Source organism: Acinetobacter sp. 161(2023) (genome assembly GCF_037027805.1).
In the GTDB taxonomy this organism is placed as follows: Bacteria; Pseudomonadota; Gammaproteobacteria; order Pseudomonadales; family Moraxellaceae; genus Acinetobacter.
This window is the reverse complement of sequence record NZ_JAZEYD010000011.1, coordinates 156,343-171,915: the sequence shown is the minus strand read 5'-3', so window position 1 is coordinate 171,915 and position 15,573 is coordinate 156,343. Positions and strand designations below refer to the sequence as shown.

The 15,573-nt window shown below is 39.8% G+C and carries 15 protein-coding genes; 3 read left to right on the top strand and 12 right to left on the bottom strand.

The window, feature by feature from the left end; genetic code table 11:
* Positions 1-119: 119 nt before the first annotated feature.
* Complete coding sequence (locus WA249_RS12555) at positions 120-431, top strand: ankyrin repeat domain-containing protein (RefSeq protein ID WP_336169140.1); 312 nt, start codon at positions 120-122, stop codon at positions 429-431.
* 44 nt (positions 432-475) lie between these two features.
* Here WA249_RS12555 and WA249_RS12550 read toward each other — a convergent pair whose 3' ends face one another.
* The 5 genes from WA249_RS12550 to ribF form a co-directional block, all read right to left on the bottom strand.
* Positions 476-1,018 carry an NADPH-dependent FMN reductase gene (locus tag WA249_RS12550; protein ID WP_336169139.1) on the bottom strand — a complete coding sequence of 181 codons (543 nt, stop codon included), beginning with the start codon at positions 1,016-1,018 and terminating at the stop codon, positions 476-478.
* Positions 1,019-1,154: 136 nt separating this feature from the next.
* Positions 1,155-1,637 (bottom strand): FKBP-type peptidyl-prolyl cis-trans isomerase, encoded by a 483-nt coding sequence (locus WA249_RS12545; RefSeq protein WP_262473572.1) that lies wholly within the window; start codon positions 1,635-1,637, stop codon positions 1,155-1,157.
* Between the two features lies 1 nt (position 1,638).
* Positions 1,639-2,169 (bottom strand): signal peptidase II, encoded by a 531-nt coding sequence (lspA, locus tag WA249_RS12540; RefSeq protein ID WP_003655819.1) that lies wholly within the window; start codon positions 2,167-2,169, stop codon positions 1,639-1,641.
* Positions 2,162-4,999, bottom strand: a complete 2,838-nt coding sequence (gene ileS, locus WA249_RS12535; protein WP_336169137.1) for an isoleucine--tRNA ligase — start codon at positions 4,997-4,999, stop codon at positions 2,162-2,164. Before ileS ends, lspA begins: the two co-directional genes overlap by 8 nt.
* 61 nt (positions 5,000-5,060) lie before the next feature.
* On the bottom strand, positions 5,061-6,062 hold the full coding sequence (gene ribF, locus WA249_RS12530; protein WP_336169135.1) for a bifunctional riboflavin kinase/FAD synthetase: 1,002 nt from the start codon (positions 6,060-6,062) through the stop codon (positions 5,061-5,063).
* A gap of 207 nt (positions 6,063-6,269) precedes the next feature.
* On the opposite strand from ribF, the gene WA249_RS12525 reads away from it, so the two are divergent.
* Positions 6,270-7,403, top strand: coding sequence for a TDT family transporter (locus WA249_RS12525; protein ID WP_336169134.1), 1,134 nt, complete (start codon positions 6,270-6,272; stop codon positions 7,401-7,403).
* Positions 7,404-7,483: 80 nt separating this feature from the next.
* Complete coding sequence (locus WA249_RS12520) at positions 7,484-8,050, top strand: 5'-methylthioadenosine/S-adenosylhomocysteine nucleosidase family protein (RefSeq protein ID WP_336169132.1); 567 nt, start codon at positions 7,484-7,486, stop codon at positions 8,048-8,050.
* Positions 8,051-8,086: 36 nt separating this feature from the next.
* On the opposite strand, the gene WA249_RS12515 is transcribed toward WA249_RS12520, so the two are convergent.
* The 7 genes from WA249_RS12515 to argA form a co-directional block, all read right to left on the bottom strand.
* The gene (locus WA249_RS12515) at positions 8,087-8,707 is read right to left on the bottom strand and encodes a TetR family transcriptional regulator C-terminal domain-containing protein (RefSeq protein ID WP_016139695.1); all 621 of its coding nucleotides are present in this window, start codon (positions 8,705-8,707) and stop codon (positions 8,087-8,089) included.
* Positions 8,708-8,966: 259 nt separating this feature from the next.
* Positions 8,967-9,767, bottom strand: a complete 801-nt coding sequence (locus WA249_RS12510) for an ABC transporter ATP-binding protein (RefSeq protein ID WP_336169130.1) — start codon at positions 9,765-9,767, stop codon at positions 8,967-8,969.
* Positions 9,768-9,780: 13 nt separating this feature from the next.
* The gene (gene ssuC, locus WA249_RS12505; RefSeq protein ID WP_336169128.1) at positions 9,781-10,578 is read right to left on the bottom strand and encodes an aliphatic sulfonate ABC transporter permease SsuC; all 798 of its coding nucleotides are present in this window, start codon (positions 10,576-10,578) and stop codon (positions 9,781-9,783) included.
* A complete protein-coding gene (gene ssuD / locus WA249_RS12500) occupies positions 10,575-11,750 on the bottom strand; it encodes an FMNH2-dependent alkanesulfonate monooxygenase (protein ID WP_336169126.1) in 1,176 nt (391 codons plus the stop codon). The genes ssuC and ssuD overlap by 4 nt, the downstream gene beginning before the upstream one ends.
* A 26-nt stretch (positions 11,751-11,776) precedes the next feature.
* Positions 11,777-12,760: a sulfonate ABC transporter substrate-binding protein gene (locus WA249_RS12495; protein WP_336169124.1), complete on the bottom strand. Its 984-nt coding sequence runs from the start codon at positions 12,758-12,760 to the stop codon at positions 11,777-11,779.
* 72 nt (positions 12,761-12,832) lie between these two features.
* The gene (locus WA249_RS12490; protein ID WP_151989218.1) at positions 12,833-13,801 is read right to left on the bottom strand and encodes a sulfonate ABC transporter substrate-binding protein; all 969 of its coding nucleotides are present in this window, start codon (positions 13,799-13,801) and stop codon (positions 12,833-12,835) included.
* A gap of 334 nt (positions 13,802-14,135) precedes the next feature.
* Positions 14,136-15,491 carry an amino-acid N-acetyltransferase gene (gene argA / locus WA249_RS12485; RefSeq protein WP_336169121.1) on the bottom strand — a complete coding sequence of 452 codons (1,356 nt, stop codon included), beginning with the start codon at positions 15,489-15,491 and terminating at the stop codon, positions 14,136-14,138.
* Between the last annotated feature and the right edge of the window lie 82 nt (positions 15,492-15,573).

Here is a 15,573-nt window from a genome sequence, read left to right as displayed (position 1 = left end):
ATTAATCTAGTAGATACAGAATTTAGGGCAATGAAATTATAGTTTCAAAATCAGATTTGCATACTAGCCATGTTCTAGGAATATAATAATTATGAAGTTTGTTATTTTTAGGTGGCTACGTGAAAATTAATTCCTTCTCTTCAATACCTGAAGATGATGAAGAACTCTCTCTTCCTGAATTGGTCTATTGGGCTTCTTTAGGTGATTTGGAACAGGTAGAGAAATTACTTTTAGAAGGACAAGATCCTAATCAAGCAGATGATGAAGGTTATAGCGCTTTGCAAGCAGCTGCTGAAAATGATCATCTAGAGGTGGTTAAACTCTTAGTAGGAAAAGGTGCTCAGGTTGCTTATAAAAGCGAATACACAGCGCTACAGCTTGCAGAAATGGCTGGTAATATAGATGTAGTAAATTATTTAAAAAGTTTATAAAAATAAAAGGCCTCTTATTTTGATTAAAGAGGCCTTTTTTAAATTTAAGGTAAATAATATTTCTGTAGTTTCTCAACAATAGATTGAAGTCCTTTTACTTCAAATTCATTAGCTTCGAATTTTTCATCTTTATTGCGTTTAAATATATCCCGAATCTCTATTACAGCATTCGGATCAATGATACTTAAACTTGAGGTGACTTGACGTATTTGGCTAATAGAGCGAGAGCCATTAGTTGAACCATATCCAATAAATGCAGCAGGTTTATCGCTCCATTCTTTACCAACATAGTCGAGAGCATTTTTTAAGGCTGGACTGTAACCATGGTTGTATTCTGGGCTAATAAAGATAAAAGCATCTGCTTGAGCAATTTTGTCAGCCCATTCTTGTTGTTTAGGTTGATCATAAATTCCGGTAGCAGGCGGGTGAGATCCTGAAAATAGAGGTAAATTCCATTCTTTTAAATCAACTACTTCGGTTTGGAAATCATTTAGACCAAATGTTGGAATTGTTGATTCTAGCCAATTGGCAATTTTAATTGCTGTACGTCCTTCACGAACACTTCCTACGATGATATAGACCAGCATGTATTTTTCCCAAGGATTTTTATACTTATAACTTAATTCATTATATAGGTAGCTGAGAATATAGAATTTGTAAGGATTCTTATGTTATGAATAAAAATTGAATAATAAAAAAGCCCTCATTCAGAGGGCTTTTTATTTATATGAGTTTAATGCCTTGTTGGCCTTCAGGAGTAACCTTGAATATTTCTACTTCAAAGGTAATGTTTTTGCCAGCTAACGGGTGATTAAAATCAATTTCTGTAATGTCATCATTAACCGACTTCACTACACCGAATAAGGTTGTTTTTGCCTTATCTTCAAACTCAATCATATGACCAGGAATAGGGCGTTGTTCAAACTTAACTGTATCGAAAGTTTGAATATTTTCCGGATTCCATGGACCAAATGCATCTTCTGGCGGAAGATGTACTGTACGACGGTCGCCAGCACGTAAACCAAATAATGCTTTTTCAAAACCTGGCAAAAGGTTTCCATCACCAATGGTTAGGCTAACAGGTTCTTCACGGTTACGTGTATTATCGATTTCTACACCATTTTCAATAGCGACAGAAAAGTGTAAATCGACTTTAGAGCCGTCTGTAATACGAATTTCTTCGTTAGGTTGGATAATTTCGGTCATATTATGCATCCGAATTTTGGTTGCGTTGCTTCTCAAGGAAGAATGTATCAATGAGTAGCAAGATGGTACCTAAGGTAATAGCACTGTCCGCAATATTAAAAGCTGGAAAGTGATGATTTTGATAATAAACATGAATAAAATCGACCACATAACCTAGGGTAATACGGTCAATTAAATTGCCTAAAGCTCCACCTAAAATTAAAGCGATGGCTACAGGTAGCACCACCATCTTTTTAGGCATACGAAGCAACCAAAATACAAAAAGGATTGAAACTAAGCCTGCTAAAGATGTGAAGAAATAGCGTTGCCATCCCCCCGCATCAGATAAAAAGCTAAAGGCTGCACCATAGTTATGTAATAGTGTCCAGTTTAAAAATGGAAGTACAGGCACTGGATCTGCGTAGTTCAGATGCGTACTTGCAATCCATTTTGTCCATTGATCCAACACAATGGCAAGGACAGAAAGTCCAAGCCAAATTAAGTTGTGTGGATAAAACTGGAATAAGCCTTTTTTAGCTTGTGAATTAGGCATATTTTCTCACTTCGCCACGACCAGTGACGTTCACAATACAACGACCACATAAACCAGGATGATCGGCATGTGTATTTACATCTGGAAGGACGTGCCAGCAACGTGCGCACTTTTCACCTTCAGCTGCAGATATTTGTACACGTAAGCCTTCCATTTCAGTTGCTTCACCTTGCTCAGCAAATGGATGTACTACTACTTGAGAAGTAATAAGAACAAAACGGAGTTCATCAGCCAGTTGGTTTAAAACTGTTTGTAATGATTCATTTGCCCAAAGTTCAACTTTGGCTGAAAGATTACTGCCGACAAGTTTAGCGTTACGAGCTGCTTCAATCTGTTTATTTACTGCAGATTTTACGCTAATCAATGTTTGCCAATCTTCTTCAGAAAGGAGGTTTGCTTTTGATGAAACAGGTAAGTCATACCATTCTGAAGTAAATACATACTTTTCAGTTTGTTCTGGAATGAGTGGCCAAGCTTCTTGAGCAGTAAAGCTTAAGATTGGACTCATCCAACGAATAAATGCTTGAACGATATGATAAAGCGCTGTTTGTGCAGAACGGCGTGCCTGAGAATCCGCTTTAGTGGTGTATTGACGATCTTTGATAATGTCGAGGTAGAAACCACCTAAATCATTGATACAGAAGCTTGTTAACGCGCTACACACTACATGGAAGTTCATTTCTTCATAAGCAGTGATAATGGTTTGTTGTACTTCATTTGCACGTTGCAAGATGTATTGATCTAGAGCAATTAAGTCATCGACAGCTAAAGCATCTGTGCTTGGTTTGAAACCATTTAAGTTAGCAAGCAAGAAGCGTAATGTATTACGAATACGACGGTAGCTATCACTTACACGGCTAAAGATTTCTTTAGATGCTGCAATTTCATAGCGATAGTCGCTAGAAGCTACATATAAACGTAAACCATCAGCACCAAGTTGTTTGATGATTTCTTCAAGCGGAATGTAGTTGCCTAAAGATTTCGACAATTTACGACCGTTTTCATCCACTGTAAAACCATGTGTTAACAAGGCTTTATATGGTGCGCGATTATGAATTGCCATAGACGTTAATAAAGAAGACTGGAACCAGCCACGGTGTTGGTCTGAACCTTCTAAATATAAATCAGCAGGGCTTTCTAATTCTTCACGTTGCTCAAGTACAGCGTAATGTGTTGTACCAGAGTCGAACCATACATCGAGCGTATCGCGAATAGCGTTATATTGTGCAGCATCTTCACCAATGAAGTCTTTTGCTTCACGTTTGAACCATGCTTCGATACCTTCTTGTTCGATCAGTTGAGCAACTTCTTCGATAAGTTCAGGTGTACGAGGGTGTAATTCGTTCGTATCTTTATGAACGAAGAAAGGAATTGGAACACCCCAAGTACGTTGACGTGAGATACACCAGTCCGGGCGACCTTCAATCATTGATTCAATACGGTTTTTACCCCAGTTCGGTACAAACTCGATATCATTTTCAATCGCGTTAAGCGCACCTTCACGTAAACCTTTTTGATCCATGTTAATGAACCATTGTGGGGTAGCACGGAAAATAATAGGAGTTTTGTGACGCCAGCAGTGTGGGTAGCTGTGTTTGATTGGTTGATGCGCCCATAAACGGCCTACAGCGCCCAAAGCTTCGATAATCTTTGGATTGGCTTTATAGATATGCTCACCAGCATAGATTGGAGCAGTTGGTAAATAAACACCATTACCACCGACTGGATTATCTACTGTAAGGTTATATTGAAGACCTACTTTATAGTCGTCTGCACCATGGCCAGGAGCTGTATGTACTGCACCTGTACCGCTTGTTGCGATAACGTGTTCACCTAAAATCACTGGAACTTGACGATCAGTGAGTAGCGGGTGTTGTAAAGTAAGGTTTTCAAGCTTGCTACCAGTAAAGTCTGCTAAAACGACTGGATTTTCAAGTTTATAACGTTCAATTGCTGAAGCAACGAGATCTTTAGCAAGAATGAAGTTTTGCTTACCGCGCTCAGTAGTTACTTGTACCAATTGATATTCAATTTCGGCATGCAAAGCAACGGCTTGGTTAGCAGGTAATGTCCACGGTGTAGTCGTCCAGATCACGATATCGGTTGGGTCTTGAACTTCTACGTTTAAACGGGCACTTAAATCTTTGAGATCTACAACACCAAAACCAACGTCAATTGCGTCAGATTTTTTATCTTCATATTCAACTTCAGCTTCAGCAAGTGCTGAACCACAGTCCATACACCAGTTCACTGGTTTTAAGCCTGGCTGGATATGACCATTTTTTTGGATTAAACCTAAAGTACGAACAATATCGGCTTCTTGTTTATAGTTCATGGTCAGATACGGATTATCCCAGTCACCTAAAATACCAAGACGTTTAAAGTCAGTACGCTGTAAATCAATTTGTTTTAAAGCATATTCACGGCAAAGTTTACGGAAAGTCGCTGCATCAACTTTTTCACCAACTTTCCCTACTTTTTCTTCAACTTTTAGCTCAATTGGCAAGCCATGACAGTCCCAACCCGGAACATATGGTGCATCGAAACCGGCCAAAGTACGGCTTTTTACAATCACGTCTTTGAGTACTTTATTGACTGCGTGACCTAAGTGAATTGTACCGTTCGCATATGGAGGGCCATCGTGCAAAATATATTTTTTCTTGCCAATACGCGATGCACGAATCTGCTGATAAATGTTGTCGGTATACCACTCTTCTAACCATTTCACTTCACGTACTGCCAAATTTGCTTTCATTGCAAATTGAGTATCTGGCAGGTTTAGCGTGGCTTTGTAGTCCACTGCATTCTCAGGAGTTTGCTTATCGCTCATGCAAGTTTTCATCCAGTTTAATCAGCTTGGGAGCTGACATGTTTTACAATCAAAATTCGAATTAAAAAGGAAATTGTGTCGTGTCGTTACGGTATTGTCGTAACTGCTGCACGTCATTATCAATTCCTGCCTTAAGTGCTTCAAGCGAAGGGTAGTTCAATTCACCATGAAGATAGTGAAGAAAAGTCACCCGCATAAATAAGCCATACAGATTAGCAGAAACATCAGGGAAATGTACTTCTAATCTCCACTCTGGATATTCTTGCTGGATGGCTGGACGTGTACCGACATGTCCTGCGCCATATAGGCTGTTTTCATGATATCCGGCAATTCCCGGTTTTTCGGGTGTATCTTGACGCACTTTTTGAGTAAGTGAGGTTGTTTCACAAATGACTTCAACACCATAAATACCATTTAAACAGGGCTTGTGGCGGTTGAGGCGAACGTTAATCGTTGGAAAATCCAGAGTTCGGCCAATCTGGTCGCCATATTGAACACGTCCGGTAATACTGTAAGGACGGCCTAATAATTTAGCAGCTAAGGCAAGATTTCCTACCTGAAGTACTTGGCGAATACGAGTTGAACTTACGCGTTCGCCTTCAAGTTCAATCGTATGTAAATTTGTGACCCCAAATCCGTAATCTTTTAAAAATTTGCTGTTGCCTTGACGGTCCTTACCGAAATGAAAGTCATCTCCTAAAACCAAAGTTTGCGCGTTTAATTTATCTTTTAATAAGTCTGCAAAGGCTGACGCGCTCAGGCTACGGAAATGCTCATCAAATTTAGCAACTGCAATGTAATCAACCCCAAGCTCAGCTAGGTATTCAACTTTTTCTCGTAGTGAATTAATACGAGGAGGGGCATCGTAGCCTTTAAAGAATTCAAGAGGTTGTGGCTCAAAAATCATAACCAATGTTTTTAAGCCTTGTGCTGCAGCAATTTTTTTGAGTTGAGCAATCATCGCTTGGTGACCTAAATGGACACCATCAAAATTACCAATAGTTACCGCTGTTTGAGGTAACTGAAAATTGGGCGATAACGCATTAAGACGAAGCAGTTTCATGAACTTAAAATATGGCTATTTTTGCAAGGGCTATATATTGCCATAATCTCACAGATTCGTCTTGTTGTTGTGTTTTTACTCAGTTATTTTTCAATATGAATATTTTTATATCTAAAATATTGATGAATTAAATAAAAATAAATCAATTTTTCTTATTAATGGTTTGCTCTATTATATCTTTATCCACTCTTTGATTAGAGAACTAAGATGAAAAAACCCTTTTACCAATTAAATCATAGCAAAGATGTTATACGACATTTTACTCCAAATTGGTTTACAGCGACTATGGGTACTGGTGTGGTCAGTATGATTTTAATTCAGCTTCCATTCGCTCAATCATTTTTATTTACGCTGGCGAGTTTGTTATGGCAATTTAATATTGTTTTATTCAGCGTTTTTTCAGCTCTCTATTTATTGCGGTGGTTTCTTTTCCCCCATGAAGCGAAGCAAATATTTAACCATCCCAATATGAGCTTGTTTTTAGGCGCTATTCCGATGGGACTGGCTACAATATTGAATGGTTTTTTAAGCTTTGGTATCGGGCTTTACGGTGAAGTTGCGATACATATTGCTCAAGCTTTATGGTACGTCGATGTTTTTTTAGCACTATCAATTGCGTGGATCGTGCCGTTTTGTATGTTTAGCCGTCAGAATCATCAGCTACATACGATGACCGCAATCTGGCTTTTACCTGTGGTTGCATGTGAAGTAGCAGCAAGTTCTGCGGGCATGTTAGTTGCGCATTTACCAGCAGATTTGCATAGCTTTCATTTATTAATGGCGGGCTACGTACTCTGGGGGATTTCTGTTTTACCCGCATTCGCTATTTTGACAATTCTAATGTTGCGTATGGCTTTGCATCAGTTACCAGAAAAAGAAGTCGCAATTTCTAGCTGGCTTTCTTTAGGACCGATTGGTACTGGTGCATTAGGTTTATTGTTACTAGGTGAGCAAGCCCAAAGAGTGGCACCAAATGTAGGATTCCACCAATTTGCGAATGTCTTTCAAGCTTTAGGAATTGTGGGTAGTCTCGTGCTTTTAGGCTTCGGATTATGGTGGCTTGGCCTAGCGATTTTAACAACGCTTCGTCATGCAAAGACAGGTATTCCATTTAACTTAGGCTGGTGGGGCTTAACCTTTCCATTAGGCGTATTTATTCTGGCACTATTTAATTTAGGGCATCAGGTCGAAATTGTCTTTTTACAATACGTTGCTGTGGCATTGAGTCTTTTATTATTGACGATGTGGGGTGTGGTAATGAAGAAAACGCTAGCAGGCGCATATAGTGGCCAACTCTTCTTCTCTCCATGTTTAATCGCTTTACAACAAAAAATGCAGTAATGATGAAAAGGTGCAAAAAGCTTTTGCACCTGATTTATACTTATTTGCTAATTTATTTAATTTTGATTTGAGCTTTTTGAATGAACACTGATATTGCTTTAATTATGGCACTTCCTAATGAATCTAAAGGTTTGTTTGAGCAGGCAGGTGTTGAAGTCCATTACAGTGGTATTGGTAAGATTAATGCTGCTTTTAAAGCATTTGAGGTTATTCAAAAAACTGGATGTAAAACTTTAATTAATCTAGGTACAGCTGGAAGCTCTGCATTTAATCGACATGATTTAGTCGAAGTAAAGACTTTTGTCCAACGTGATATGGATGTTTCACCTTTAGGGTTTGAAGTTGGTGTGACGCCATTAGATGATCACTTGGCGGCAGAGATTCATCTTCATCCCCATTTTGTTGATTTGCCAAAAGCAGTTTGCGGAACTGGCGATTCATTTGAAACGGGTCAGCCAAAAGTAGCTTGTGATGTGGTGGATATGGAAGGCTATGCCTTAGCCAAAGTCTGCCATAAGCTGGGCGTACGTCTGATTTCGGTGAAGTATATTACTGATGGGGCAGATGACACTGCACATGTGGATTGGGAAGAAAATTTATTATTAGGTGCTCAAAAACTTTTGGCGCTTTATCAGAATCATTTCTAAAAAAAGATCGGCAATTTTGCCGATCTTTTTTTTGTTTTAGCGAGGTAATACGCCGTAGAGCATCAGGTGGACTGTATGCTCAATTGAGCGTTGGAACATGCTTCGATTACGAAGTGTTTTTCCAGTCACCATTTCCATTTGGGTTGCAAAATCTGCATAGTTTTGCGTAAGGCCCCAAATATTTAAGATTAATAATTCTGGGTCGATATCTGGTGAAATTTTCCCTTCTTCTTGCCAAGTCTGAATGACTTTAGCTTTCCGCTTAAATAGTTTTTTTAATGGGCCTTTGAGTATAGGTAAAATATGTGGAGCGCCTTGAATTATTTCTAATGCAAACAATCTAGATGCTTTCGGTTGGCTACGAGACAGTTCGATTTTTTGTATTAAATAGTGAGTTAAGGCTTCGGCTGGTTCTAATTCAGACTCTAAAGTTTGTAAGGGAGCCAACCATTTTTGTAAAACAGTTGTGAGCACTTCTACGTATAAAGACTCTTTATTTTCGTAGTAATAGAAAATATTCGACTTATGCATGTCGGCGAGTTGGGCAATTTCATCCAGACTTGCGCCAGTGAACCCATAGACTGAAAATACGTCAAGGGCGGCAGCAAGAAGCTGATTGCGCTTTTGGGTACTCTTTTTTTGTTCCATCTGCTGCATAATTAAAAAAATAGTATTCCCATTGTAAGGTAAATTGTTTGATTTGTGCACAGGTGTCTTGCTTTTTTAATCAAAAAACGGCTAGTTATTTGCGTAATAGATATACTATTGTGCAAAAAATAGAGAGATTCACTAGTTTATTGTTATTCTTAAAAATATTTTTTAAATTTCGCTCTAAAAAAGAGCAATAAAACAGCAGTTTTATTGCTCTTAAATTGGGCATTTTTCGGTTGAACAGTTCTCATTCTTTATCGCAACCTTAAGTTGCCAGAACTGCATCGAGTACTTGTTGCTCAAGTTGGGAAAAACTAATACTTTTTTTACGGGGACGTGGCAAATTAACTTGGAAACTTTGAGCGATTTGACCCTTATCTAATAAGATAATACGGTCGGCTAATTGCACTGCTTCACTTACGTCGTGTGTCACTAAAATGGCAGTAAAACCTTGTTCTTTCCATAAGCGCTCAATCAAGCTTTGCATCTCAAGCCGAGTTAGAGCATCTAATGCACCTAAAGGCTCATCTAACAATAAAATACGCGGCGTATGAGATAATGCACGTGCTAAGGCTGTACGCTGACGCTGTCCACCAGAAAGTTGTGAAGGCCATTGTCCAGATTTTTCTTTTAAACCCACTTTTTCTAGTAATTCTTCTGCTAAAGCATGTTGGGCTTTAGGCAAACCCAGTTGAACATTTTGAAGAATATTTCTCCAAGGAAGCAAGCGTGGGTCTTGGAACATTACTCGAATATCATCGTTAGTAATGCCTTCACGCAAATGTCGAGCAGATTTGAATTTGATTTCCCCAAAACTGGCTTTTTCAAGTTGAGCAATTAAACGTAGTAACGTACTTTTGCCACAGCCACTTCGACCAACAATTGCTAAAAACTCACCAGGCTGGATGTGGAGGTCAAGATCTTCAAGGACCTTTACCTCGCCATAGAATTTATAAAGTTGCTCAATCAGAATCTCTGCACCTAATGTCGGTTCTTGTGATTCTGCTGGACTTTCAGGAATGAGCTGCACTTCATTTTGATTAATATTTAAATTCAGATTTGTCATGTTCTAAGCTCCTTTATTTCTGATATCCAGAGTGCCAACGTAGTAAATAGCGTTCTAAAAGCTGTGCTAAAACATCTGCCAGTTTGCCTAGTAAGGCGTAAAGAAGAATACCGACCAGAACGACATCTGTTTGTAAAAACTCACGTGCATTCATAGTCATATAACCAATACCTGCTTGAGCCGAAATGGTTTCAGCAACAATGAGCAATACCCAAACCAAACCTAAAGCAAAGCGTAAACCCACTAAAATAGAAGGCATAGCACCGGGAAGAATAATTTCTTTATAGAGCTGCCAACGTGAGAGTCCGTAGCTTTTACCCATCTCAATCAATTGAGGGTCAACTGACCGAATACCATGATAAGTATTAATATAAATCGGGAAGAAAACACCTACTGCGACCAAGAATAATTTCGCTGTTTCATCAATACCGAACCACAAGATTACGAGTGGAATAAGTGCTAATGCTGGGATGTTACGAATCATTTGCAAGGTCGTGTCGAGCAGGGTAGAGGCGAAGCGTGAAGAGCCATTAAGTAAACCTAAGAGCAAACCTAAACCGCCACCAACCAAAAGTCCAAGCAAAGCACGACCAGCACTCACCTTAACGTGATGCCATAATTCTCCGCTAACGAGTAAGTGCCAAAAAGCGGAAACAACGGCAGTGGGTGCTGGCAAAATGCGGCTTTCTAAAAGACCTGAACTTGAAGCAATTTGCCAAACAACCAAGAGAACAATGGGAAAAACCCAAGGCAGCAAATGCTGCCCGATTTGTTTTGTTCCACGTGAAACAATACTTTCATCTTTACTCATGCAGGCTCCTTGACGGAACTATTTTGCTTCTTCTCGTCGGGAACATAGTTGTTGGCAATAATCTCACCGAAGGGACCGGTTAAATTTGGCTGAGCAAGTTTGGCACGAGTTTCGATTGGTAATAATGGGAATACTAATTCTGCAAAACGGATTGACTCTTCAAGATGTGGGTAGCCCGAGAATATGAAAGTATCAATACCTAAGTCAGAATATTCCTGAATGCGGGCAGCAACTGTTTCTGGGTCACCTACAAGCGCTGTACCAGCGCCACCACGGACTAAACCAATACCTGCCCAAAGGTTTGGAGATACTTCAAGCTTGTCACGGTTACCGCCGTGGAGAGCTGCCATACGTTGTTGGCCTACAGAGTCCATTTGTGCAAATTTTTTCTGTGCTGCAGCAATAGTCGCATCATCAAGATATTGGATAAGCTCGTTCGCTGCTGCCCAAGCTTGTTCGTTGGTCTCGCGAACAATCACATGCAAGCGAATGCCATAAGTTAATTTACGACCTTTAGCCTCAGCTTTGGCACGAACATGTTCGACTTTTTGTTTAACTGCTTCTGGTGGTTCACCCCATGTAAGGTAAGTATCGACTTGCTCAGCTGCAAGATCGACAGCGACGTCTGAAGAGCCGCCAAACCAAAGTGGTGGATAAGGCTTTTGAACAGGTGGGTAAAGTAGTTTTGCATCATCTACTTGTAAGCGTTCACCATGGAATGTAAAAGCTTCACCCGTATGCGAACGCGTCAAAATTTCACGCCAGATTTTTACATATTCATTGGCAGTTTGATAACGCGTTGAGTGATCTTCATATAAACCATCGCCGCGGAGTTCTGCTTCATCACCACCAGTCACTAGGTTGAGTAACACGCGACCATTCGACAAGCGGTCAAATGTTGCAGCCATACGAGCTGCCAAGGCTGGTGTTGTCACCCCTGGACGTAACGCAACTAAAAATTTAAGGTGTTGAGTTGCATCAATCAGGCTAGCCGCCGTAATCCAAGGATCTTCACATGAACGACCTGTTGGAATAAGTACACCTTCGTAACCTAAATTATCTACTGCCACAGCAATTTGCTTCATATAGGCATGGTCAACCTGACGAGCGCCTTTACTTGTACCTAAATAGCGACTATCACCGTGGGTAGGAATAAACCAGAAAATTTTCATGTGCATTACCTATATGTCTATTGAAATTACTTGGCAATCCAAACAGCTTGTTTGATGCTGATTGGTTTTGGAATGATGCCTTGTTGAGTAAAGATGTCTGCGAGTTGCTGCTGCTCAGCAATCACTTTGCTGTTCAGCGGCGCGGCTGATGAAGGACGAGGACGGCGTTTAATAAATAAGTCACTGGTCGCAGGCTTTAATCCTGTGCTTTGGCCAATGGCTGTTGCCGTTTCTGCTTGATGGCTTTGAACCCATTTGTCAGCTTGATTGATTTGTTTGATGAGTCCAGAAACAGCTTTCGGATGTTGTTTAACAAAATCTGGAGCTGCTAAATAAAATGTATAGTTCGGGCTTAAGCCTTTACCTGATGCAAGAACACGAGCTTGATCTTCTAGTTGTGCTGAAGCGAAGTAAGGGTCCCAAATGGCCCATGCATCAACGGCACCTTTTTGAAATGCTGCGCGAGCATCGGCAGGTGTAAGCCAGATCGGAGTAATGTCGCTCCAGTTTAGGCCTGCTTTACGTACAGCTTGCACAAGTAAGTAATGTGAACTCGAACCTTTTTGCAGCGCAATACGTTTACCTTTAAGGTCTTTAAGTTGTGTGAGCTGCGAGTTTTTAGGAACTAAAATTGCTGATGCTAGCGGTTTAGCTGCTTCATAAGCAATGTAATATAAAGGCTTTCCAGCCGCTTGTGCGTAGACTGGAGGAGTGTCTCCAGTAACTCCTACATCAAGGGAACCGACGGCCAAAGCTTCTAAAATTTGTGGACCAGCAGGGAACTCATTCCAAGTGATTTTGGCATTTGGAAATTCTTGTTCAAATAATTTTTGCTGCTTGGCAATTGCAAAGTTAATCGAACTTTTTTGAAAACCAATACGAAGTTCTTTCACCGTTGGATCAATTGCCCAAGCTGGCGCTGCGATTGTTAAACCTAATACAGTGACTGCACTGATGCGTTTAGCTAGTTGTGCCCACTGACTCTTATTAAATAATGACTGATGTTGCATATTGATATCCTTGTTCCCCTTGAGGTCAGGCACAGCATTTATATGATTATTTAAGCTGTGCCCAAGCTGGGTTTATTTCAGTTTTAAAATGGCATCTTGAATGGTGAGCTTGTTCGGGATGAGCTTTTGCGTATAAAAGGCATCAGCTACTTGTTGTTGTTCTTGTGCCACCTTGTCAGAGATTGGCTGAACTCCAAAACCCATACGTGAAATGGAAGTTTTGAGTACATCAAACTCAAGTGCTGTCGGTTTTTCGAGTAGCTTCGCAGCTTCATCCTGATGTGAACTCACCCATTCAGTGGTCTGATTAAGGGTTTGAACAACTGTATTGAGAACTTTTGGATTATTTTCTGCAAACTTACGATCAGCTAAATAGAACTGATGATTGCTTACTAAGTTTTCACCTGTTGCTAAAACTCGAGCTTGAATTTGATGTTCAGCTGCTGCAAAGAACGGATCCCAAATGACCCATGCATCTACTGCACCTTTTTCAAAGGCAGCACGAGCGTCTGATGGCGGTAAATAAACAGGTTGAATATCACTTAAGCTTAAGTTGTTGGCTTCTAGAACTTTCAATAACAGGTAATGAACATTCGAACCTTTATTAAGAGCAACACGTTTGCCTTTTAAATCTTTAATAGAGTGGATTGGGGAGTCTTTTTGTACCAATAATGCTTCTGCTTTTGGTGCAGCAGGCTGGTTTGCGACATAGACTAGATTTGGATTGGCAGCTTGAGCAAAAATAGGTGGTGCTTCACCTGCTTCACCGAGTGAAACACTCCCTACGTTTAAACCTTCAAGCAATTGAGGGCCAGCAGGAAACTCAACCCATTTTACTTGGACGCCTTGTTCTTTTAGTACTTTTTCTAGGTCACCACGGGCTTTTAAAATAGGCAGAATGCCATATTTTTGATAGCCAATATTTAAAGTTGTGGTGGCCTGTTCCTCTTTTTTGGCACAACCACTTAACATCATTACTCCTGCAAGGCTGGCCGCGATGACTGAATATTTTGCCCATGAAGTGGTGTTGAAAAGTGCCATGAGGTTTCGTGCTCCCCGAAAGAGAAAAAGAAAAAATAATTGGATGAGCAGATACCCTAAAGGGATTTTTATTTCAGAAAAAATAAATATTCAGTCTTTATTTATGCAAAAAAAAGCTAAAAACAATAGGCTATAACCTTATGCAAAAAAGTGATTTATTAAACAGAATAATATTTAGAAAATGATGTTTAAGTTTTTGTAAATAAAATAAAAAAATATCAATACATTAAAAATAGAGATTTAAAAAAAGTACAACCATAAATTAATAGTGTTTATGGATGTACTTTTTTAACTAAGCTTATCTGAAATAAGAATATCTTAAAAAGAGCAAAGGCTAGGGAAGCAGTTTCTTAAAGACTAAAGAATTCCTTTGATAGTTATAGAGCGCCTGACGGGCATTAGGTAACTCATCAACACTGACCTGATGGAAACCATGTTCTAAAAACCAGTGAGCAGTACGCGTTGTTAAAACGAATAATTGACGAATACCTTGTTCTTTGGCTTTTTCTTCAAGGAATTGCAGAATTTGGCTGCCACGGTTTGATTTACGATAACTTGGATGTACTGCAACGCAGGCAATTTCTGCAGAACGAGTTTCATTAAATTCAGTCGGAATTGGATAAAGTGCGGCACACGCTAAAATCATGCCATCGCGTTCAATGACAGCAAACTGGCTGATTTCTTGTTCCAGACGTTCACGTGAACGATAAACCAAGATGCCTTCTTCTTCCAAGGGACGCAATAAATTCATTAAACCGCCCACATCTTTGATATGGGCTGTGCGAACTTCTTCATAATGCGCATCGGTAATCATGGTTCCTATGCCATCTCGAGTAAATAACTCTTCGAGAAGGGCGCCATCATAGGCATAGGAAATGAGATGAACGCGGTGAACACCCGATAAAGAGGCTTTTTTTGCCTCTTTTAAATGTAGAGTTAAGGTTGGACTACTGGTTTGGTATTGTTGAATATAATAGTCCAGTTGATGAGGGCTTAACTCACGTAATATCTGTTCATCCTCATTAAAAAGCCCTTGTTGCTCTCCTAGAAAAATGAGCTTATCTGCTTTTAAATATGTCGCGGTTTTAGTTGCGACTTCTTCAGCTCGTAAGTTAAACACTTCCCCAGTGGTTGAGTAACCAGTCGGACCAAGTAAAACAATATTATCATTATCAAGATGACGCTGAATTGCGTCAGTATCTATTGAACGAACTTCCCCTGTGAGCTGAAAGTCCATTCCATCACGAATGCCATACGGTTTAGCTGTTACGAAATTACCTGATACGACATCTATTCGAGCACCGTACATTGGGGAGTTCGCTAAGCCCATAGAAAGCAATGCTTCAATTTCTAGACGAATAGAGCCTACGGCACTCATGACACAGCTTAAAGATTCACGTGTGGTAATACGGCTGTTGTCATAAAAAGGGGTTTCAATTCCTTTTTCCTTAAGATTTTGATTAATTTGCGGACGTGCGCCGTGCACGAGAATTAAGCGAATACCAAGAGAGTGTAATAAAGCAATATCATGAATAATATGTTCGAAGTTAGGATCGCAGACTGCTTCACCGCCAAACATCAATACGAATGTTTTATCGCGGTGAGCATTAATGTAGGGCGCTGAGTGTCGAAACCAGTGTACATAATGCTGGGTGTTATTATGCGACTTTTCTAAAGACTTGCTTGGCATACCGATCTCGAATCAACAGCAAAAAGATATAAAGATGATTCTAAACAAAAAAGCTTAAAGCCGCATGTTTTAGATAAAAAAA